Annotated in this window: 23 protein-coding genes; 10 read left to right on the plus strand and 13 right to left on the minus strand. The window is 44.1% G+C overall.

Features of this window, described 5'->3' with window-relative positions; all coding sequences use genetic code 11:
• Window positions 1-106: 106 nt before the first annotated feature.
• From R7070_RS04425 to R7070_RS04435, 3 genes are all read right to left on the minus strand, one after another.
• Window positions 107-1,468, minus strand: a complete 1,362-nt coding sequence (locus R7070_RS04425; protein WP_005376899.1) for an L-serine ammonia-lyase — start codon at window positions 1,466-1,468, stop codon at window positions 107-109.
• 97 nt (window positions 1,469-1,565) lie between these two features.
• Window positions 1,566-2,819, minus strand: a complete 1,254-nt coding sequence (locus R7070_RS04430) for an aromatic amino acid transport family protein (RefSeq protein WP_256900129.1) — start codon at window positions 2,817-2,819, stop codon at window positions 1,566-1,568.
• 345 nt (window positions 2,820-3,164) lie between these two features.
• Entirely contained in the window at window positions 3,165-3,764 is a 600-nt protein-coding gene (locus R7070_RS04435) for a CoA pyrophosphatase (RefSeq protein WP_005376901.1), read from the minus strand.
• Between the two features lie 231 nt (window positions 3,765-3,995).
• Between R7070_RS04435 and R7070_RS04440 the strand changes: the two genes are divergently transcribed.
• Both R7070_RS04440 and R7070_RS04445 read left to right on the plus strand, forming a co-directional pair.
• Window positions 3,996-4,535, plus strand: a complete 540-nt coding sequence (locus tag R7070_RS04440; protein WP_005388282.1) for a heme NO-binding domain-containing protein — start codon at window positions 3,996-3,998, stop codon at window positions 4,533-4,535.
• Window positions 4,536-4,542: 7 nt separating this feature from the next.
• Window positions 4,543-6,243, plus strand: a complete 1,701-nt coding sequence (locus tag R7070_RS04445; protein WP_005376903.1) for an ATP-binding protein — start codon at window positions 4,543-4,545, stop codon at window positions 6,241-6,243.
• A gap of 365 nt (window positions 6,244-6,608) precedes the next feature.
• Here R7070_RS04445 and pabB read toward each other — a convergent pair whose 3' ends face one another.
• Window positions 6,609-7,973: an aminodeoxychorismate synthase component I gene (pabB, locus tag R7070_RS04450; RefSeq protein WP_256900130.1), complete on the minus strand. Its 1,365-nt coding sequence runs from the start codon at window positions 7,971-7,973 to the stop codon at window positions 6,609-6,611.
• Between the two features lie 270 nt (window positions 7,974-8,243).
• On the opposite strand from pabB, the gene R7070_RS04455 reads away from it, so the two are divergent.
• The 8 genes from R7070_RS04455 (at window position 8,244) to R7070_RS04490 (ending at window position 16,132) form a co-directional block, all read left to right on the plus strand.
• Window positions 8,244-9,761, plus strand: a complete 1,518-nt coding sequence (locus R7070_RS04455; RefSeq protein WP_017820444.1) for a fumarate hydratase — start codon at window positions 8,244-8,246, stop codon at window positions 9,759-9,761.
• A 174-nt stretch (window positions 9,762-9,935) separates the two neighbouring features.
• The gene (locus R7070_RS04460) at window positions 9,936-10,121 is read left to right on the plus strand and encodes a hypothetical protein (RefSeq protein ID WP_005376906.1); all 186 of its coding nucleotides are present in this window, start codon (window positions 9,936-9,938) and stop codon (window positions 10,119-10,121) included.
• A gap of 255 nt (window positions 10,122-10,376) precedes the next feature.
• Window positions 10,377-11,753 (plus strand): YcjX family protein, encoded by a 1,377-nt coding sequence (locus R7070_RS04465; RefSeq protein ID WP_256900132.1) that lies wholly within the window; start codon window positions 10,377-10,379, stop codon window positions 11,751-11,753.
• Window positions 11,750-12,790, plus strand: a complete 1,041-nt coding sequence (locus R7070_RS04470; protein WP_005388274.1) for a YcjF family protein — start codon at window positions 11,750-11,752, stop codon at window positions 12,788-12,790. Before R7070_RS04465 ends, R7070_RS04470 begins: the two co-directional genes overlap by 4 nt.
• Window positions 12,791-12,890: 100 nt before the next feature.
• The gene (gene tyrR, locus R7070_RS04475) at window positions 12,891-14,435 is read left to right on the plus strand and encodes a transcriptional regulator TyrR (RefSeq protein ID WP_017820442.1); all 1,545 of its coding nucleotides are present in this window, start codon (window positions 12,891-12,893) and stop codon (window positions 14,433-14,435) included.
• A gap of 36 nt (window positions 14,436-14,471) precedes the next feature.
• On the plus strand, window positions 14,472-15,056 hold the full coding sequence (rimJ, locus tag R7070_RS04480) for a ribosomal protein S5-alanine N-acetyltransferase (protein WP_017820441.1): 585 nt from the start codon (window positions 14,472-14,474) through the stop codon (window positions 15,054-15,056).
• 1 nt (window position 15,057) lies between these two features.
• Window positions 15,058-15,645 (plus strand): HD domain-containing protein, encoded by a 588-nt coding sequence (locus tag R7070_RS04485; RefSeq protein WP_318141103.1) that lies wholly within the window; start codon window positions 15,058-15,060, stop codon window positions 15,643-15,645.
• Between the two features lie 13 nt (window positions 15,646-15,658).
• Window positions 15,659-16,132, plus strand: a complete 474-nt coding sequence (locus R7070_RS04490) for a DUF2947 domain-containing protein (protein WP_017820440.1) — start codon at window positions 15,659-15,661, stop codon at window positions 16,130-16,132.
• A gap of 502 nt (window positions 16,133-16,634) precedes the next feature.
• On the opposite strand, the gene R7070_RS04495 is transcribed toward R7070_RS04490, so the two are convergent.
• From R7070_RS04495 to R7070_RS04535, 9 genes are all read right to left on the minus strand, one after another.
• Entirely contained in the window at window positions 16,635-17,276 is a 642-nt protein-coding gene (locus R7070_RS04495) for a hypothetical protein (RefSeq protein WP_318141104.1), read from the minus strand.
• A 310-nt stretch (window positions 17,277-17,586) separates the two neighbouring features.
• Entirely contained in the window at window positions 17,587-18,822 is a 1,236-nt protein-coding gene (locus R7070_RS04500; protein ID WP_318141105.1) for a site-specific integrase, read from the minus strand.
• Window positions 18,822-19,052 (minus strand): excisionase family protein, encoded by a 231-nt coding sequence (gene xisR / locus R7070_RS04505; protein WP_020335512.1) that lies wholly within the window; start codon window positions 19,050-19,052, stop codon window positions 18,822-18,824. Before xisR ends, R7070_RS04500 begins: the two co-directional genes overlap by 1 nt.
• 103 nt (window positions 19,053-19,155) lie before the next feature.
• On the minus strand, window positions 19,156-19,371 hold the full coding sequence (locus R7070_RS04510; RefSeq protein ID WP_318095487.1) for a hypothetical protein: 216 nt from the start codon (window positions 19,369-19,371) through the stop codon (window positions 19,156-19,158).
• A complete protein-coding gene (locus tag R7070_RS04515; protein WP_318141106.1) occupies window positions 19,364-19,576 on the minus strand; it encodes a hypothetical protein in 213 nt (70 codons plus the stop codon). Before R7070_RS04515 ends, R7070_RS04510 begins: the two co-directional genes overlap by 8 nt.
• 1 nt (window position 19,577) lies before the next feature.
• Window positions 19,578-19,955 (minus strand): hypothetical protein, encoded by a 378-nt coding sequence (locus R7070_RS04520; protein WP_318141107.1) that lies wholly within the window; start codon window positions 19,953-19,955, stop codon window positions 19,578-19,580.
• Window positions 19,956-19,976: 21 nt separating this feature from the next.
• Window positions 19,977-20,678: a hypothetical protein gene (locus R7070_RS04525; RefSeq protein ID WP_318141108.1), complete on the minus strand. Its 702-nt coding sequence runs from the start codon at window positions 20,676-20,678 to the stop codon at window positions 19,977-19,979.
• A 77-nt stretch (window positions 20,679-20,755) separates the two neighbouring features.
• The gene (locus tag R7070_RS04530; RefSeq protein WP_318141109.1) at window positions 20,756-21,574 is read right to left on the minus strand and encodes a DUF2303 family protein; all 819 of its coding nucleotides are present in this window, start codon (window positions 21,572-21,574) and stop codon (window positions 20,756-20,758) included.
• A gap of 40 nt (window positions 21,575-21,614) precedes the next feature.
• Window positions 21,615-22,007, minus strand: a complete 393-nt coding sequence (locus R7070_RS04535; RefSeq protein WP_014232330.1) for a hypothetical protein — start codon at window positions 22,005-22,007, stop codon at window positions 21,615-21,617.
• Between the last annotated feature and the right edge of the window lie 50 nt (window positions 22,008-22,057).

The following is a 22,057-nucleotide window of genomic DNA, read 5'->3' on the forward strand; positions in this document are numbered from 1 at the left end:
GTTTTAGGTTTTTTTTACTTGTCCTGATAACGCATTTTCCTGGATTTTTTAGGTATAAAAAACCCGAGCATAAACTCGGGTTTTGATTGGTATTCAGAAAGGCGTGTTAGCAAATCACTTTGATTGCTAGACCACCTTGAGATGTTTCGCGGTATTTCGCGTTCATGTCTTTACCTGTTTCTAGCATGGTTTCGATAACCTTATCTAGAGAAACAGTTGGAGCTGAAGAGCGACGTAGTGCCATGCGAGTAGAGTTGATTGCTTTTACTGCCGCAATACCGTTACGCTCAATACATGGAACCTGAACCTGACCTGCAACTGGGTCACACGTTAGACCTAAGTTGTGCTCCATCGCGATTTCTGCTGCCATACACACTTGCTCTGGGCTACCACCCATAAGCTCAGCAAGGCCTGCTGCTGCCATAGAACATGCCACGCCAACTTCACCCTGACAGCCAACCTCAGCACCAGAGATAGACGCGTTGCGCTTGTAAAGACCACCGATTGCGCCAGAAGCCGCAAAGTAACGGATGTAATCTTTTTCAGTCACAGTTTGGATGAACTTATCGTAGTAAGCCAGTACCGCAGGGATGATGCCACACGCACCGTTAGTTGGTGCTGTAACAACGCGGCCACCTGCTGCGTTCTCTTCGTTTACTGCGAAAGCAAACATGTTTACCCAATCAACAACAGACATTGGGTCGTTTGTCGTCTTTTCTGAAGTAAGTAGCTGCTGGCGAAGTGCTGCTGCACGACGAGGCACGCGTAGTGGACCAGGCAAAATACCTTCTTCATTCATACCGCGATCCATACACTCGCGCATTGTGCGCCAGATGTTCGCGAAATAAGTACGAGTTTCTTCATCTGAATGAAGCGCATGCTCATTCTTCATGGTTAGTGCGCTGATGGACAATCCACTTTCGTGGCATTGGTTAACCAGTTCCTCTGCCGTTGTAAACGGGTAAGGTACTTTTACTGGGTTCTCAGCTTCTTTACCGAAATTTTCTTCATCAACGATGAAACCACCGCCGATAGAGTAGTAAGTTTTTGAGTACGCTTTTTCGTCATCAATCCAAGCGTGGATCTGCATGCCGTTTTCGTGTAGCTCTAGGTTTGTTTTGTGGAAGTTCATTCCACCTTCACGTGGGAACGATACTGTGTGACAGTGCATGCCAACAGGAAGGCGTTCAGTTTCTTCTACACGAGCGATAAAGCCCGGGATAGAATCGATATCAACTTTCTCAGGAGTGTTGCCTGCAAGACCCATGATGATAGCAATATCTGTGTGGTGACCTTTCCCTGTCAGTGATAGTGATCCATAAACGTCAACGGTGATTTTAGTGATGTCGCGCAGTTTTCCCATTGCACGAAGATCATCAATAAACTCTTTACCCGCTTTCATTGGGCCTACAGTGTGTGAGCTTGAAGGTCCAACACCGATTTTATAGATATCAAAAACACTAATCATATCGATTACCTCAGAAGAAAGCCTCCCAAGGGGAGTTGGGAGGCTTAATTTTATCGTTATATTTTTGGATTAATCATACTGCACTGGGCAGAGATGATTAAAGAGCGCCGTAGATTACAGAACTAATTGCAGCAAGACCACAGATTGCTGTGAAAATTTGCACAGGTGCTGAAGTTTTGTACTTAGCCATCGCAGGAACTTTTTGCATTGCGAAGATTGGCATCAAGAATAGGATTGCCGCAATCATCGGTGCACCCATTGTTTCAATCATACCTAGGATGCTTGGGTTAACGATAGCAACGATCCAAGTTGTGATTACAATGAAGATTAGAGACATCTTCTCGATCTTGCTTACTGGTGATTTTGAACGAGATTTCACTAGACCAACTAGACCTTCGTGCGCGCCTAAGAAGTGGCCAAAGTAGCTAGAGGTGATCGCTGCGAAAGCAACCAATGGACCCATGTAAGAGATCAGTGGAGATTCATGCACGTTTGCTAGGTAAGAAAGAACAGAGATGTTTTGCTCTTGCGCTGTTGCTAGTTGCTCTGGAGACAGAGAAAGTACAACAGAGAAAACGAAGAACATAACAAAGCCCATCAGCATCATTGCTGCGCCACCAGTGATAGTGTCAGTTTTCTTAACTGCGTCATCACCGTATACACGACGTTGCTCTTTAGAGAATTGAGAAATGATTGGGCTGTGGTTGAAAGAGAACACAATAACAGGGATTGCTAGCCAAACGATAGCTGGCATTGCACCCCAGTCAGGCGACACTTCCATCATTGAAGTGTTCCAACCAGGAATTAGGTATACAGACAGTGCTAGTAGGATGAACACGAGAGGGTAAACCATTGCTGAAGTTGCTTTCAGCATAAGCTCTTTACCGAATACTACGCCTGCTGTCATTGCAGCAATAAGTGCACCAGAAAGTAGCCAGCGAGGAATAGATTCCATGCCCATTTGGTTAACTAGGAAAGAGTCAACTGTGTTTGTGATACCAACACCGTAGATAAGTACGATTGGGTAGATAGCGAAGAAGTAAGCGAACGTAATAAGGTTTGCGCCAGTCTTACCAAAGTGCTCTTCTACTGTGTCGGTGATGTCCGCTTCAGGGTTTTTCGCAGAAAGAACGAAACGAGCTAAAGATTTGTGTGCGAACCAAGTCATTGGTGCTGCAATTAGGGCTAGGATTACTAATGGCCAGAAGCCACCTGCACCTGCTTTAATAGGAAGGAACAGTACACCTGCACCTACTGCCGTACCAAAAAGGGACAGACACCAGGTAAAGTCTTTGTAAGAAAACTTACTAGACGATTGTGCGGTAGAAACCGAAGAAGTAGTTGTATTCATTTTTTAGTTACTCATTTTGGGAACAGGAAATAAGTCGGGAGTAATTTTGCAAGATTTTACACTAGGAAAATTAGATCTAAATCATTTATTGCTTACGCTTATTGAATGATATGTCAAAAACCTGCTTTTTATCACGAAAATGATGTGCTACTCGTGATTTCTGCTAATGAGTAAAATTAGAAAAACTTATCAATAGGGCTGTTTGTATAAATTTATTTCACCGCAAGCGTTTGCGGTGAAAATGGAAAATTAATCTAATGTGAATGAATGTTTATGAAGCAACGTTTTATTAATATTGATGCGCATAATGATCGCGCCTATAAAAGCACCGATATCAACAACTGTTTAATGTGAAATAATATGTTTTTGCATTGATTCGATAATTTGTGCCGTCATGCCCCAGATGAAATGCTGTCTATATGGGATAGCAAATACACGATGACTGCTTCTTTTTAGGTCAAATTTGGTGCTATACAATTTTTTGGGGTTCAGAATATGGTTGGCTGGAACCTCAAAAACTGACTCTACTTCATTTGGGTCAATATGCGTTTTATATTCCGGAGAAACAAAAGCCAAAAAAGGTGTCACATTAAACTGACTAATCGTTGGTAGTGTAGGCAGTTGACCAAACACATGAATATGCTCATCTTCTATCCCAACTTCTTCTTTGGTTTCTCTTAAAGCGGTATTCACGAGCTGAATATCTTCCTGCTCATATTTGCCACCGGGAAAGCTGATTTGTCCCGGATGATGGCGTAAGTGGGCTGCGCGCTTAGTCAGAATGACTTGTAACCCGTCATCGCGTTCCACAAAACCGATTAAGACTGCCGCATCTCTCAGGGACTTTTCTTTCATCCATTTCAGTCGTGCAAGGGACTCTTTGTGGTAGCCCGTTGGAAGCCGAAATTGAAAGTTCTGTAGTAAATGAGTTTTGTCGATAACCAAACTGGGTCCTTATTTATCGTGCCTAACCATTATTTATTATACTCAAAGACGGCAAAGCGTATGGCGTTATCGTTACTGGTTACCAAATAAAGCATTCGCATTAAAACACTCGCCAGCACTTTCCCTCTTTGTGTTGTGTGTCTCACTCTGCTTGAACATATTAATTTGAAACTTATAAGGTTATACACCATTCTTTATTTTAGGACGTCACTATAGGGCAAGCATTGACCAATGAAAGGGATTATTTTCACCGAGTTCATGGAGTTAGTGGAAGAGAAATTCGGTCTTGATGTGTTAGACCAAGTTCTCGATCTTTCTAACGATGAAGGTGTTTACACCGCTGTTGGTAGTTACGATCACAAAGACTTGGTTAAGTTGATCGTGAATCTCAGTAAAGTATCTGGTGTTCCCCCCGAGCAACTGCAAGAAGTGTTTGGAGAGTGCGTCTTTTTGAATTTACTTCGCTCCATTCCTAGTCACGCCAGTTTGCAACAGTGTGAAACGACGTTTCAATTTGTTCGCCATGTTGAAGACTTTATTCATGTCGAAGTTAAGAAGCTCTATCCTGATGCTAACCCTCCGCAATTTGATTTCATTAGTGAAAACCAATCCCAATTGGTATTTGACTACCACAGCGCAAGATGTATGTCTCACGTATGCTTAGGATTGATAAAAGGCTGTGCTGCACATTTTGGTGAGGTAGTTCATATCAAACATCAAAACCAGTCAGAAGATGGCAGCAAAGTACGTTTTTGGTTAGAGGCTCAATAAGAACAATATGACGGGAAGTTCCTCATTAGAAAGGAAACTCAAACGAGAAGTTGCATCAAGAAAAGCAGCTGAGCAGCTGTTGGAACAGAAAAGCTTAGAGTTATATGAATCCAACCAGCAACTCAGTGTTGCATTGAAAAAGCTAGAGCTGAAATCTAAAAAGGATCTGCGTAAGTTTGAGTTTGAAGAGCAAATTGATGCGACGTTGATTAAGTTCGGTCGTACTTTTTTATCGAGCACGTTCGATGAAGCAATGATAGCGAGCTTTATTGAGCAGCTCACTTCTAACTCGATCATTTCTGCGGCTTACTTGTTTCTTGACGCTACAAAGCTGAGCTCATTACGTCGTCATCACTTTGGTCACTTACAGCTTCGTCATAACAACGAGATTTTCACCACTCCTAATTGGCAGGGAGAGAATTTGCATTTGCCAGTTATCATTGATGGGGAAACGGTTGGGGAGTTGATTTTCTCTGTGTTGCAAGATCAAATCGATCAGTCTTTTATTTCCAAACAGATGGAGCTCGTGTCTGACTTAGTTCATGGTGTTATTGGTCGACACTTAAGTTTAGAGCGAGAGGTCGAGCTGAGAAAGCGGGCTGAGGAATCAGAGAAAGCGACGAAGGAGTTTGTCGCCATGATTAACCATGAGCTGCGAACTCCTCTCAATGGCGTATTGGGTAGTGCGGAGTTATTGAGTCGAACCCAATTAGAAGAAGAGCAGCGTCAATACTTGAGCAATTTGACTCAATCAGGGGACTTATTGAGAGTTATCATTAATGATCTTCTTGATTTCAGTAAGATGAATGCCGGTATGATGGAAATCATACATAAAGTTTTTGCCTGGGAGGAGCTTGAAAAAGCCATCATGGGTGTATTTGCAGCTAAGGCTGCGGAAAAACGCATCCATTTCTCTATCGACAAAAAGCTGGGGATCCCTGAATTTTTAGTCGGTGACTTAGAGCGCATTACACAAATTTTGGTTAACTTGGTGGGAAACGCGATTAAGTTTACTCACTTGGGTGGTGTCGTGTTACGTGTGGAATGGCTTAACGGCACGGCTTATTTTGAGGTTGAAGACACTGGTATTGGCATCCCAATAAAAGCACAGCCGTCACTCTTTGACCCATTTGTCCAAGTTGATCGCTCGGCGAAACGCAGCTTTGAAGGCTCAGGTTTAGGTCTCGCGATTTGTAAAAACCTCGTGGATTTGATGCAAGGTCAAATTAGCTTTGAGAGTGAAGAGCGCAAAGGGACAACTTTTAAAGTTGCTATTCCTCTTGAGGAAGGGCAAGCACAAGGCACAGCAGAGGGGGAATTGGTCACTATAGAGCGAAGCGATTTAGCAGGACGCTCAATATTAGTGGTTGATGACATCAGAATGAATCAAGTCATTGTTACTCAAATGCTGAAAAAACTCGACATTACACCTGATTTAAAAGCCAACGGAAAAGAAGCATTAGAAGCGGTGAAAAGTAAAGACTACGAACTGATATTCATGGACTGCCGAATGCCAGAAATGGATGGTTATGAGGCGACGATGTATCTGAGAGAGCGTGGCTTTACTCATCCTATTATTGCATTAACCGCTGGCACTACCATCGAAGAGCGTCAAAAGTGCATTGATTCAGGCATGGACGACATACTCACTAAGCCGTACACCGCAACCGATATCGAACAGATTATGTGTAAGTGGCTTGAGCAGTAGACGCTGCCTCTTAAAAAGTATGTTTGTTGGCCAACGGCTAAAAGCTAAAGTACATGCAAATAAAACACACAAAAAAACGCACCAAACTGGATAATGCCGCTCGTTTAACGATGTTTTTTGGGTCATTCTAGCGAGCCTTGGCGAGACTAAGAATCTAGTAGCAACACGATGAGCGGGTAATGAAACAAATTTGACCACAAAGTGCTTGAATAGAAGAACCTGTATCACGCTCCTTCGTCGCTGTGCAGGGTGATGAGATACAGAAATATGCCACTCGCTGTTAAATGAGCGGCATTATCCGTTCTGGAGGCGTTTTAGATTGTTTTCGTCAATAGCATTAAAGCGGCGTTGTGTGCTGTTGAAACCTACGATTGCAGCGCTGGCAAAATCTTTGAAAGCTTATCCAACGTTTCTTGATACTCAGAGGCGCAATCGCTATCTGCCACGACGCCGCCGCCAGCCCAAGCGTAAAGTTTGTTTTTTTCCGCTACAAGAGTTCGGATAGTAATGCTGGTGTCCATACGACCATGGCGTGAAATGTAGCCAATACTGCCGCAATACGCGCTGCGTCGATACGGCTCCAGTTCTTCAATAATCTGCATTGCGCGAACTTTAGGTGCTCCCGTAATTGAACCGCCTGGAAAACACGCTCGCAGCAAATCCGCAGGAGCGTATTGTTCATCCAAATTTGCACGAATGGTGCTCACCAAATGATGCACGGCAGGGAAGCTTTCAATATCGAACAACTTTGGCACGTGGACGCTACCCGGTGATGCAACTCGACCAATATCATTACGCAGCAAATCGACAATCATCAGGTTTTCTGCCTGATCTTTTTCCGCTGTCTGCAAGTCATGGGCATTAGCGTTATCTTTCGTTGGATCTTCGCTGCGTGGGCGAGTACCTTTGATTGGTTTTGTTTCAATGACGCGATCTTTGAGCTCTAAAAAGCGCTCTGGAGAGATACTCAAAATCGAAGACTCAGGCATACGGATAAACGCTGAGAATGGCGCTTGGTTGGCGGACTCCAATTTCAGATACGCTTGCCACTCGCTGCCTTGATACGGTGCGTTAAAGCGCTGCGCCAAATTTATCTGATAACAGTCACCGCTCAACAAGTATTCTTGCACCTTGTCAAAGCGAGTAGCGTAGCTCTCTTTCGTCATGTTTGACTGCCAAGCACCAGACAAAGCGAAGTCAACGGTTTGTTCTGCTTTTTGCTCGTTTAACCACTGCCAAGCTTGCTCGATATTCTGACCAACTAGGCATGCTTTTTTAAGCTTGTGGTCAACAACAACGGCCCATTCATACAGACCTACCGCCATATCCGGCGTGTTGAGATCTTTTTCTGCCACTTCTGGCATCGTTTCTACGCGGCGACCTAAATCGTAACTGAAGTAACCGAGCGCACCACCAACAAAAGGCAAATCCAATTCTTTATTTAACTCTACGTGAGGAAGCCACTGTTCTTGCAATTGATGAAGCAGCGTGAATGGGTCATCTTGAGTTGAATAGGCATTCGATGGCGTTTCAACTTGTGTGTTGTCGGCAGTGGTTTCTAACGTTGCAATCGGGTTGGCGACCAACACATCGAAGCGGCTATCGATATGCGTTTTTGATGCAGAACGCAGCAACATCGCCCAAGGTAGGTGTTGAATGCGAGAAAAAAGGTGAAGAGCAAACTCTGGTGCGTATTCCAACGCTTTAAAATCAATGAATTGATTGTCCATGTTGTTCATTTGTGTAATTTGTGACAAAGAGATCGTTCACTGCATGGCATGTCATGGGCAGCAAGAGTATCATATTCCTCTGTGTAGCCAAACTCCCTCTATTCATAGGGTTTTGAGATGGTTTACAAGTAGGCAACTTCAGCATTTCGTGTGTCGATATCAGCCGTTCGACAATTGTTTATAAAAAACGAAGCTCAAAAGAGCAATAAGCTCAACAAACACGATTGAAGCTAAGCCAATAATGGAAGCATAACTATAACGAGGCATGTAATGACGGTAATACGCAAGCAGGATGTGATCAGCAGTGTCGCTGATGCGCTACAGTATATTTCTTACTACCACCCGCTAGACTTTGTTCAAGCTCTTGAAAAAGCCTATCACCGCGAAGAGAGTCAAGCCGCGAAAGACGCGATTGCTCAGATCCTAATTAACTCCCGAATGTCCGCAGAAGGTCACCGTCCAATTTGTCAGGATACTGGTATTGTGACGTGTTTCGTCAACATCGGTATGGGCGTGCAATGGGATTCGACCGACATGACGGTTCAGCAGATGGTAGATGAAGGTGTTCGACAAGCGTACACGAACCCTGATAACCCGTTGCGTGCGTCAGTACTTATGGACCCTGCTGGTAAACGTATTAATACCAAAGACAACACGCCTGCCGTCGTACATATCAACATGGTACCGGGCGATAAAGTTGAAATTCAGATCGCTGCGAAGGGCGGCGGTAGCGAAAACAAAACTAAGATGGTGATGCTAAACCCATCTGACGATATTGCTGAGTGGGTAGAAAAAACGCTACCAACTATGGGGGCGGGCTGGTGTCCTCCTGGCATGCTTGGCATTGGTATCGGCGGTACGGCTGAAAAAGCAGCGGTATTGGCAAAAGAATCTCTAATGGAACACATCGATATTCAAGAGCTTATCGACCGTGGTCCACAAAACGCAGAAGAAGAGCTTCGTTTGGATATCTTCAATCGCGTGAACAAACTTGGTATCGGTGCGCAAGGTCTTGGCGGTTTGACGACTGTTGTCGACGTTAAAATCAAAACTGCGCCAACGCACGCGGCTTCTAAGCCTGTTTGTTTGATCCCGAACTGTGCGGCGACTCGTCACGTACACTTCACGCTTGATGGTAGCGGCCCAGCAGAGCTAGCACCACCTAAACTAGAAGATTGGCCAGATATCACTTGGGAAGCGGGCGAAAATACGCGTCGCGTAAACTTAGACACAATTACTAAAGAAGAAGTACAAGAGTGGAAGACAGGCGAAACGGTTCTTCTATCAGGTAAAATTCTGACTGGTCGTGATGCTGCGCATAAACGTATTCAAGGCATGCTAGATAACGGTGAAGGTCTACCTGAAGGCGTAGATCTAAACGGTAAGTTCATTTACTACGTAGGCCCTGTCGATGCAGTTGGTGATGAAGTCGTTGGTCCTGCTGGCCCAACAACATCTACGCGTATGGATAAATTCACCGACATGATGCTAGAAAAGACCGGCATCATGGGCATGATCGGTAAAGCTGAGCGTGGCCCTGCAACGGTTGAATCTATCAAGAATCACAAAGCGGTTTACCTAATGGCTGTCGGTGGCGCTGCGTACTTGGTGGCGAAAGCGATCAAGAAAGCTCGCGTTGTCGCATTTGAAGATTTAGGTATGGAAGCGATTTACGAATTTGAAGTTGAAGATATGCCAGTAACAGTGGCTGTCGACTCAAATGGTGTTAACGCGCACCAAATTGGTCCAGACACTTGGAAAGTGAAAATTCAAGAGATGGAAGCATAAGGCAAAGGGCAATCTTGCTGCGTCTCAGTAGAGAGAATGTGACAAGGTGCTGATTTACCTAGCAAACAATTGACAAAAGTGCAGCGAAACCTGCACTTTTTGTCTATATAATTAAGGATATAAACCTTTAGGCATAGCAATCAAACGTTATGCGAACAATAATTAGGAGACGGCATGCCTCGTTTTATTCAGATTCTACAAATTATTCTTGCTGTAGTGATAGGTGGCTTTGTTGGCTATGACTTGATTCTTCACGGTATCAGCATCTTTGATGAAAAGTACGTGACCATCACATGTGTGTTGTGGTTGATTTTAGAAATCGCTCTATTTGTTATCTATAAGTTAATCGAAGACGACTAGGCTTAAAGAAAGCGGGTTCCTGTTTAACATAGTAATCAGCGCATATAGAGTTACTAATGCTGTAGATTAAGTAAGCCTCTGAACCACTCAGGGGCTTTTCTTTTTTAACACAGCATTAAGCCGGATGTTTTGTTCATCTTTTATTAAGGTATATAAAGTTAAACTCATAGGATTCGGGATAGAACAGTATTCATAGCTCGAAATTCGAAGTCGCTGACAACGTTGTTTTAAAGTGGAGTAAGATAAAGAAGCGTAATGAAGAGAATAAAGAAAGAAGTTAATGACTTTATCAACAGAGGTATGGACTCTAATGTTCGAATTGCTGTCACCGGACTTTCTCGTGCCGGTAAGACGGCATTCATCACGTCATTAGTGAATCAGCTTCTTCATACTGCAACCCATGACAATTTGCCTCTTTTGACTGCGGCTAGAGATAAGCGCCTTATTGGAGCGAAACGTGAGCCTCAATCGAATATGATGGTGCCACGCTTTGCTTACGATGAGGCGATGAGCCAAATTCATGCTACTCCACCTCAGTGGCCAGTACCGACACGTGATGTGAGTGAGATTCGCTTAGCGCTCAAGTACAAACCAAATAAAACCACGAAAAAGCTGTTGAGTAAAACCGCAATTTTAAATGTTGATATTATCGACTATCCAGGAGAGTGGTTGCTCGACCTGCCTTTATTGGACATGGACTTTGCAACGTGGTCGCAAACTCAGTTTGATGCACTTAAAGGCCAGCGTGGCGATTTAGCCAAAGCTTGGCTTTCTGAACTAGAGAAAGTGGACCTCTATGCAGAAGTGAATGAGAAACTACTTGAGAAAGTTGCACACACATACACAGAGTACCTTCATGCCTGTAAAGACGCTGGCCTTCATTGGGTTCAGCCTGGCCGCTTTGTATTACCTGGTGAGCTAGCAGGCGCGCCGGTGCTACAGTTTTTTCCGTGTCGTGTTGATTCAGAAAGCAAAGCGCCCAAGGGCAGTAACTTAGCGATGCTAGAAGCCCGTTTTCAGGAATACCAACAGAAAGTCGTGAAAGCGTTTTATAAGCATCATTTTGCGACCTTCGATCGCCAGATTGTACTGGTGGATTGTTTGCAGCCTCTCAATGCTGGTGATGAAGCGTTTTACGACATGCGCCAAGCGCTAGAACAGATCATGCATAGCTTCCGTTATGGTCGTAGTAGCTTTTTGCGTCGTTTGTTCTCACCAAAAATCGACAAAGTGTTGTTTGCTGCTACAAAAGCGGATCATATCACGCCCGATCAGCACCCAAATTTGGTGTCTCTGCTCCAACAAATGGTGCATCCAGCGTGGCAAACGGCAGCCTACGAGAATATTGAGATGAGCTGCATGAGTATCGCTTCCATCCAAGCAACCACGACGGGGTTTATTTCCTCTGGAGATAAGACCATCCCGGCGTTACAAGGAACAACATTGGGTGGTGAGCCGATGACTATGTTTCCCGGAGAGGTGCCGAAAAAGCTACCAAATGCAGCGTATTGGCAAAACAACGGGTTTGATTTTACGTCGTTTCGTCCGATGCCCTCACCGAATGATGAGCCAATGAAGCACATACGCTTAGACAAAGCATTGGATTACCTGATTGGAGATAAATTGAAATGAGTGAGTTGAAGCAAAAACAAGTTTTCTCTGAAAAGGTAATGGAAAAAGAGCAGCAATCGAATCAACCGGAGTTGACGGCGCAGCAAACATTCGGCGAAAAAGAAACATTTGTACCTGTTGAAGTTAAAGAAGCGCACCAGGAGACCGAACAGGAATTGCAACTCGAGCATGTCATTCGTCCAAAATCGGGCAGAAAATGGCTCGCGACTGGCGCATTTGCAACTTTTGCTGGTCTGGTTGGCTGGCAAGCGGTGGACTCGGTTATAACCGCAATTCAGGCTTCTGATTGGCTAGCCTTAAGCTGGACGGGGTTTATTGCTGCGATCGCTTCGCTTGGTTTAGGAGCTATGGGTAAAGAGCTTTGGAAACTGCGAAAACTACGAAATCATTTTAGTGTTCAAGAAGAAGCAGAAGCACTTGTTAATAGTGAGAGCGTTGGGAAAGGGAAAGCCTTTTGCGAAACCGTAGCAGAACAAAGTGGTGTGATGGCAGAGAATCCGGGCTTTGATCGTTGGCAGAACAGTATTAACCCTGCTCATAGTGACGCTGAAATTCTTGATATGTATGACTCGATGGTTGTGAGCCAACAAGACAAGTTGGCAACGAAAATCGTATCACAGCACGCAACCGAGTGTGCGGCCCTAGTCGCCGTGAGCCCTCTGGCTGCCGCTGATATGTTGCTGGTGGCTTGGCGAAATTTCAAAATGATCGACAACCTCTCCAAGGTATATGGGGTAGAGCTAGGTTATGCATCTCGCATCAAGTTACTAAGAGCGGTATTTGTCAATATGGCGGCGGCTGGTGCCAGTGAGCTCGCTATTGATGCCAGTATGGATTTGATGTCGATGGATCTTGCTGGCAAAGTTTCTGCTCGTGCGGGGCAGGGACTAGGTGTTGGTATTCTAACGGCACGTTTGGGCTTGAAAGCGATGACCTTATTGCGTCCACTACCCTGGTATCCTGACCGTCAGGTTAAGTTGGGCACCATACGCAAGGCAGTGGCGGCGAAAGTTGCATCAATTACGATGAAACCGTAACGAATATCAACTTTGATGGATAGGATTGCTTGACGCCATTCCAAGCATGATAGAAACTACTGTCAACTTTTCCTGACAGTTGTGAATTGGGATATTTTAAGTGCGTCTTGAAGTCTTATGTGAAGATCGACTCGGCTTGACCCGAGAACTGCTCGATATTTTAGCGTCTAAAAGCATCGACTTGCGTGGTATCGAAATCGATATTAGCGGTATTATCTATTTGAATTGCCCAGATATTGATTTTGATACGTTTAGTGAGCTGATGGCTGAAATCCGCCGTATTCCGGGGGTGAAAGACGTACGTAAAATCCAGTTTATGCCGATGGAGCGCCACAATACGGAGCTGCTCTCGTTAGTTGATAACTTGCCCGATCCGGTTTTTGCCATTGATCTTAAAGGTGCCGTAGACATGGCAAACATGTCTGCACTTTCATTGCTTGGCCTTCACAAGCAAGAAGTGATTGGTACTCAAATCGGTGCTTTGTTACCAAGTGTTCGTTTCTCTCGTTGGTCTGAAGGTGTTAATGGTCGAACGCGGGAAAACCTTGTGATTGATGGCTTGGACTATGTTCTAGAGTTGATGCCCGTTTATATCCGAGACGAAGCGCAAAACTCGACTCTAGCGAGTACTCTAATGACGATTCGCTCTAGTCAGCAAGTTGCCAGAATTGAAGAAGCACTACCGCTGCATAATCCTCTGGGTTTTGAGCACTTTGTTGGTATATCGAACCGTCATAAAGCACTAATGAACCAAGCTAAAAAGCTGTCTGTGCTTGACCAACCATTGTTGATTGAGGGCGAAACGGGGACTGGTAAAGAAATGCTTGCTAAAGCTTGCCACAGCCGTTCTAGCCGCGCGAGCAAGCCATTCCTAGTTTTGAGTTGTGCTTCGATGCCTGACGATGTAGCAGAAACCGAACTTTTTGGTCATGCGCCGGGTTCATTCAATCATGAACAAGGCCACAAAGGCATCTTTGAGCAAGCAAATGGCGGCACGGTATTTCTTGATGAAATCGGTGAAATGAGTTCGCACCTTCAAATCAAGCTGTTACGTTTTCTACAGGATGGTAATTTCCGTCGTGTCGGTGCAGAAGATGAGATGCATGTCGATGTTCGTATCATCGCTTCAACAAAACATAACCTTGCCGAGCTTTCTGAAGCAGGAATGTTCCGTGAAGATTTGTATTATCGTCTCAACGTACTTACGCTCAGCATTCCTCCGTTACGTAAGCGCTCAAACGACGTTGCACCATTGCTTGAGTTGTTTGTGGCGAAACATGCTCAACAGCTTGGGATTGATAAGCCAGAGTTTGATGATGGTCTAGTTGATGCCCTTGCAAATTATCAGTGGCCAGGAAACATGCGCCAGCTGGATAACATGGTTCTTCGAGCGCTCACGGAAATGGATGGTGATATACTAAACGCGGATCACTTCAATTTACCTCAGCCTCAGTCAGTCGGCGCTGGTAGTGCAACGCTTAACATCGACGGTTCTTTGGATGAGATCATGCGTGATTATGAATCTCAAGTTCTGGAACGTTTGTATCAGTCATTCCCATCAAGCCGCAAGCTTGCTAAGCGCTTGAATGTATCGCATACCTCAATCGCTAATAAACTGCGTGATTACGGTATACGTAAGAATTAATCGAATTGAACGAAAAGACGGAATTAATCATTTGTAATGGAAGATAACAGCTCATCTATCGCCGTTCATAAGTTGGACGGTGACTTGCTTCTTCGTACCGCTGAAATCGTTGACGCAGATATGATTGCCGAATATTTTCAAGCCAACCGAGAATACCTGAAACCGTTTGAACCGAAACGTGAAGAGGCTTTTTTCTCAGTGAACGGTTGGTTGCAAAAGCTTATCAAGCTCAATGAGCTGCATCGAATGGGATTGGGGTATTATTGCCTTTTAGTCAGAGCCTCTTCGGGTGAAATGCTAGGTACGATATCCTTTAGTAGTTTGAGTCGTTTTCCTTTTTATTCTTGTAACGTCGGATATTCTCTCGCTGAAAAAGCGCAAGGGCATGGTTATATGCGTCGTGGATTAACCATGGCTTGCGACTACATGTTTAACGTTCAGAAACTGCATCGTATTCAAGCTGGCTACATGCCTCACAATAAACGCAGTGAATCTGTGCTAGAGCATGTAGGGTTCAACCGAGAAGGGTATGCAAAAGATTACCTTTTGATTAATGGTGAGTGGCAAGACCACGTTCTAACGTCGCTTATTAATCCGAATTGGCAGCCAGAAGGGCGATAGTATGGAACGATTGGAAAAGCAGTTAGCACTTGTAATCGAGCTCGATAAACTCAAAAGCATTTTGCGCCGAACTCGAGTTAAAAGTGCTGAAGGGCGCCTCGAAAATAGTGGTGAGCATAGTTGGCATGTCCCACTGATGGCAATATTGATGGAAGAGCATGCGAATGCACCTGTTGATATTTGCCGAGTGATGAAAATGTTATTGATACATGACGTAGTAGAGATCGACGCGGGCGATACCTTTGTTTATGATACTGCTGCGTCTCAAGAGCAAGCAGAAAAAGAAATCAGAGCCGCAGAGCGCTTGTTTGGTATGTTACCCAGCGATCAGGAGCAAGAGCTATTGGCGCTTTGGCATGAATTTGAAGCCGCGCAGACCGATGATGCTAAGTATGCAAAAGCACTCGATCGGTTAATTCCAATGCTCTTGAACTACCATAATAATGGTCAGAGTTGGAAGGAACATGGTGTCTCACGCGAACAAGCACTTACCATTAATAAACGAATTGAATTTGGCTCTGTTACCTTATGGGACAAAGCGAAAGAGTTGATTGAAGAAGCCACAGAGAAAGGTTGGCTGAAATCGTAATAAAGGAGACTGAATGTCTTATTTGCCTTTGGACGAATACCAAAGAAAATGGATTTTTACGCATCAGTCGATGCCTGTGCCAGAAGAAGATTTGGCTTTTATTAAGCCGATGAGCCAAGCCCGCTCAGCACAATTTTGGAAAGAAAATATCAGTGCTCAAAGCCCTGATATGGATAGACTTAGTTCCCAAGACTGGCCAATGAATGAGGCGAATTGGTCTGAAACTGTGGATTGGATGGCTGCGTGGGAGTCGGACGATCCTGACATGCCAGTGGAAGCTGAGGCACATATCGATTGGCAAGACGATGTAACCGTTTACTTTTGCTACGAGAAGTACAATGTCATCGAAACGAAATGGTCTATTTTTAAAAAGCACTGGAAGAACTTTCTCTTTTATGACGATGGTCCGATACTAATAGGACGTCGCCGTTCGCAAGCACTTTGGTTTGATTCAAAAGGCAATGTGAAACTCGGTGTTCGTCAATAAAGAGTTATAAAACAAAGCCACCTTTCGAGGTGGCTTTGTTTTTCTAAAGGCTGGATAATGGACTCAACACACCACCAGCCCCGCGCTCGATAACGTGAGTATAGATTTGCGTGGTATATACACCCACGATATAAGTGATTGTTTTTATTAGTAGCTATCACGCCTAGACTAAAGTGGGGCGCTGGTGGGACAATTAAGAATTATTTATGGTTATACGGATGAAAGTTCGTGTGTGAAGAGCTGAGCGTTAATTGTAGTGACTTATACTCGCTCTTACACATCTACTGGTAATTCACCACTGGGTCTTACTGTCGAACTGCTGGTATCGAAACTCAAAATTGGACAATTTCAATTTAGGATTGAAATTCAGTAACGCCGCGTTAAGTGGTGAGCAGCGCTACCACTGCACTCAAGACATTATGCCATAAACACTGATGCATATCTTTGAACTGAAAGCGCCAAGCGTTGGGAATCCGTCTTAAACGCTTTGTTATAAAAATGCTTACATGAAACTACAAAGCCATTGACCTAAGGGTAAAACCGCAAATCTAACTAACGCAGAAATTGATGCAGCTATAGCAATGCTACCAATCATTACATCATGCCTTTCGAGGAAATTTCTTACTTTAAAGTCAATTTTACGGGTCGAAGACTTCCAAGAAGAACCATTAAAATACGTAAAATAATATTCTAACGAATAGAATCCAGGCTTTAGATCTTTCTTTGTTCTTAGAACATACTTGAAAGGAGCCTCATCCTGCTTTGTTTCTGTAAGTATTTGTAGCGAATCATCACCGCCAACGTCAAAGAATAATGTGCTTTCATCCCACGAGTCTGTTTTCATACCACCAAAATCAAACGTGACACCTGTATTTTCAAATTTATGCTTATCCTTCCCGAATGCCCAAAGGTTTGCTTCTTTCTCATATAATCCCTTGAGAATATAAGATTTTTCAGGAAAGAAAACATCATCATTTGGATAAAAGGTCAACTTTGCATGCTTTATTTCACCATAACCAGTAAATAACTGCTCCACGATTACATCATCACCGGGATCGACAACAGGTGTAAGTAACCTCAAGACTTGCTCGTATGAGCCATCTGAATCAGCATATGCCCCCATTCTTGGTTTTTCTTTCAACATCGAAACCTCAATAAATTTTTATAACAGTGTTTTTTCAGTCGACGATGTCCGCATTTTTCCAAGATGAAAATATGGATACATCTAATGTAACCATCTGGTTTATCGCTTAAATACCAGAAGGACTTAGATAAATGTGGATCATATCGTCATAATAAGATTAATCATGCCACTTTCAGGTTAATAGTCAACTTAACACATAAGGTTCATGTGTTATGAAAAGAAGAAATGTCCTGCTTGGGGTAATGGTTATAAATTGAAATGGGGTAATTCTGTTTCGCACATTGAAATGCACATCATAAGCCGAATAGCCTTATTTATTTGAAGCCATGATCCCATTTAAGTATTCGACTTGTTCATGCGAATGTGACTTCATGAACCTGCCGTAAACGCGTTCCAACATCATCGTGCTCTTGTGTCCCATCTGTTCTGCGATAAATGACAGGTTTGCGCCTTTGGTGATCAACCAACAAGCGTAGGTATGTCGAGATTGATATGAGCAGCGATGGCGAATACCAGCTCGCTTTAGTGCGCGTGACCATAGTCGATTGTATGTTGTCGTCTTGTAGGTTTCACTGGGTGCTTGGCCATTGCGACGTTCTGGAATAAACACGAACCGAACGCTTTCCTGGCGAAAGGTGTTTGATCCTTTTACTTCCACAAAAATATCTCTAACCGGGCTAAACATGGTTAGCTCTCTTTGAGATTTAAGGGCGAGGAGTGCAGGCTCAAGTAAGTGAATGGTTCGCTCTGACTTCTTATTCTTGGGTGTTGTGAATTTTCGTTCAATCGTGACATTACGAGAAATCTCGATCGTCCCTTTATCTAGATCAACATCTTCCCAGGCTAATGCACAAAGTTCACCAGTTCGCATGCCAGTATAAATGGCCAAGGTGAACATATTCCGCTGCTGCAAGTTGGTCGTTGATTCTATTAGCTGGTGGAATTCATCTAGCTCTAGTGGGTCCGGTTCACCAGAGCCACCACTAAGCAACTCCACATGCAGAAATGGATTGTCGTCGATAAACTTTGACTTCACCGCTAAGTCAAAGCATCGGCGCAGAAGTTTGATCATATTATTGATCGTCTTTGCGCTCCGTGATGCGCCAGTGCGAGTAGGGGAGTCGACCATTAACTTTTGGCACTTTAGTGCATCCATGATCGTAATGGTTGAGATAGTACGTTCTTCTCCAACAAACAAGCAGCATGCTCTTGCTGTCGTACTCAATACGTAGAGTGACTGTGAGGCCATTGTGGTTTGCTTCAGTTGAATATAGTCATCAAACAACTCACGAACGGTTAGGTTCTTACCTCTTTGTTCTGGCGTCGCGAAGAGTTGCGCTTTCTTTGAAGTGGGAAAACGAGATAAGTAATCAAATGTGCCTAATGAAATTTCAGAAAGTATAGAAGCGCGTAGATGACCTGCTTTTTTGAGATTGCCTTTGGTGACTTCCCAACCTTTTAGCGTCTCCCGACAACGCATCTCGCGGTAAGTAAAACTAATGCGGATAGACTTACCGCGGATTTCTACACCTTCTGGTGTGTTCATTACGCAACCCTTTCTCTTGCTGAAAACTCATCAATGGCAACACGGTCGTACTTAAAACTTTTGCCACCACCACTACTCTTACCGGATGCTTTTTTAAAGTGAACACCTTCAATCCAGCGAAACTGACGATAGTCTTTGATTTCATTGGTGGACATCCCTGTTAAATCCATCAAAAGATCTTCTTTAACCCAGCGACTAGGCTCGAGTTGAATCACCGTAAATGTTCTCATCGGTAAAACCTCCAATAAATAATGAAAATAAAAATCCTGCAATGCCCCTTAATCAAGAGATGGGGCATAGGCGAACTACACAAAATGAACTTTGGCCGAGAGGCTAAAGCAGGTTTACTGATTGCTCGGCGAAGTCGGTCATGAACTCGGGTGATAGACTGATATCACTCGGGAACTCTTTACATACCCCGTAGCCGTTCTCTTCGTTCTCTGGTTTGATGAAGGTCAGTTGAATAACTTCACGACCTTGAATAAAGCTGAAGTAGGGGCCTTTTGCTGTCACCGCGCCCAGTTCGGTTTGGAAAGTTGCATTAGCCATGAGTAAGTTCTCCTTTTACATATTGCAGTGCATGGTTAACACAGCATTGGATGGTGTTTGCTTTGTCGTAAATACCGTAGTGGTAGTACTGAATGCCACGTTCGATGGCTTCATCCAGCTGGTGGCCAGAGATGCCTTGTGCTTGGAGCTTGTTGGTTAAGTGACGCTTAACAAAGTGTTCGTTTGGCTTTTTCTTCTCTGACATTTCACGCTCTCCATTGCGGTAATAAAACATTTGGCTTGAACGGATGGGCTTTTTTGACAAAGCGGAAGCCTTCACAATTAGAAGCGCCTTTTACAGGCGTTTTCTTGCTTGGCACCTTGTCCTTCTCGTCCATAGTTAGTTCGTAGTAAGGATAAATAGATCGAGGTTCAGATTTGATTTTTAACCCCTTACCACGCAGGTAGTAGACGGCTTTGCAAATCACTTGAGGTTTGACGCCCAAATCACTACTAATCTGATAGGTTGAGTTTCTGCCTGGATGTTCAAGCAAGTACCTTCCCACCGCTTTTGATCTTCCATTACCCTGTATTGAGCCAACGATGCGTTGTGCTTCGATGTATTGTTCCTTGGTAAGTGCCATCCGAAGTGATTCCCTTAGCCGTTAATCCCACTCGTTCTCTTTAATGATTAGGTTGCAGTCAGACTCGTTGAAGTCAGCTAGACCAGTCAGAACCACACCTTGCGCGTAGCAGCGGTAGATAAATGACTCAACATCACGGGTTTTGTAAGGATCGAAAGAGTGGTTGCAGCGAATCTTTCCATCGATAATGTATAGTTCGACTTCTTCCTCTGCTCGTGCATAAGAAGAGTAACGTGGAGTGACTTCTCCGCTGTTGATTTTTAGTGTGAATGAGCTCTTACCATATGGGCTAGCTTCGAGCTGCACTTCGGCTTCTTCGGACATATCTTGTTTGTCGAAGTCATCACCATCACGCCAGTACTCAACGATATTATTGATGAAGTCAGTAACAGGCATTTCAGTTGGAAGTGCTCCGAACTTATCTTCTGCCATTTTTTCAAAGCGAACCATTGCTTCGCTGGTAATGAACTTGTTCAAAGTACTATTCATCACTTTGATCATTTGGTCTTCATAAGTTGGAATAGAAATGCTATCAGGGTCGATTCGTAGCTTGTCTTGAATGACTTTTTCCATTTGTTTGCTCAGTTCCCCGTAGGAACGGAACTGATCTTCAAGTACTTTGGTGATGCACTTACTAACGGCGTCTTCGATAGCTTTCTCTACAACACCGCTGTTTACCATGTCGTTAACTTTGTTGCTGACAATTTCTTGTAACTCTTTCATATCGCTTTCCTCGTTTGCTGAACTAAACCAAATCTTGCTCTGAAAGCTGGCGGCAACGTTCGTCACCGCCAACGTGATTAGCTGGAGAACGAACCGATAAAGGTATCAATCTCGATCTCGCCGTCTTTAAAGCAGGCTTGAAGTTTGGTTTGGAACTCTTCGCCCATTTCTTCTTCGTGCTGTTCAAGCTTCTTGATGCGTAGCACTAGGATTTCATTGCCGATAGTGCTCATACGTATTTCAAAGGTGCGCTCTGCTAAGCCTAAGTACGGGATGCAGGTGAACTTGAAGACAGCAGGCATTGGGAATTCTTCTTTAGTTCGAACGGCAATGGACTCGTACTCAGATTGGTGGTGGCTAAAATCATCCACGTTCGATTCACGGCCAGCCTTCGCTTCGAATTTCATGTTACGAATAGCAGCTGAAGCCACAGAGTTTTCAATCAGCTCACCAGTAGTAGAGAACACCTGAACAAATTCACTGTAGTCTTCGACCCATTCAGCCAGTTGTTTTTGGTTGTTCTTTTTCTCATCCATATTGATGAGCGCTTTAAATGCAGCCGTTTGGCGCAACACCAATTTAGCCTGGTGCTTACAGTGACCAGGGAAGTTATGAGTTCCAAGGTCAAAGATGGTCATTGCTGCCATTTGCTCAGCGTCAATAAAGCATTGGTTACCTTCAGTTTGGTAATGCTCGTGATAGCGTACGAACTCATCGATGTTAGCGGTACGCATTAAGCCGCGGAATTGATTGCGGTTTGGCATGTACTTCTCTAAGTCATGTAAATCGAATGACTCAGGTAGAGCTGCAACAGGGAAACCTGCCTTCTGTAACTGTTCTAAGAACTGTGGGGCATTCGCTGATTCTTGAATCTGTTGGATTGCTGATTTATCCATTTCTGTGTTCTCTCTTTAGAGTGATTGCTGGTGGACTGGGTTAGCCGCGCACTTCGCGAAGCTGACCTTCTTCAATAACGGCTTGGCCGTGAATGTCTTCTTTTGGTCGGTCGTAGGTGAGTTTTCCGCCTTTGCCGACGTAGGCGATAGAGGTGTACTGAAAGTCCTCACTCTTGGCACCAAAGCCCGTTTTAGGTTCCTTCACCGACATATTGGCGGTGATTTCTACCATTTCGTTGTTGGTACCCATTGGCTTGAGCTTTAGGTTCAGCTTTACTTCGCCTTGTTTATCGCTGTACGAAACAGCGCGTGAAACGTTAGAGAGTGCAAGGCCAATAACGTTGGAGATGACGCCGCCATCTAGCTCTTGCATCAATTTGGGAAAGTTGGTTGTACGGTCTTCTATGCTTAGGTTGCCTGCTTCTTGGCTCATGATTCGTTCCTCAAGATTGGTTATCCACACCCTAAAACCCTTGCTCAGAA

It is taken from the genome of Vibrio sp. 1557, assembly GCF_033340175.1.
GTDB lineage: Bacteria > Pseudomonadota > Gammaproteobacteria > Enterobacterales > Vibrionaceae > Vibrio > Vibrio alginolyticus.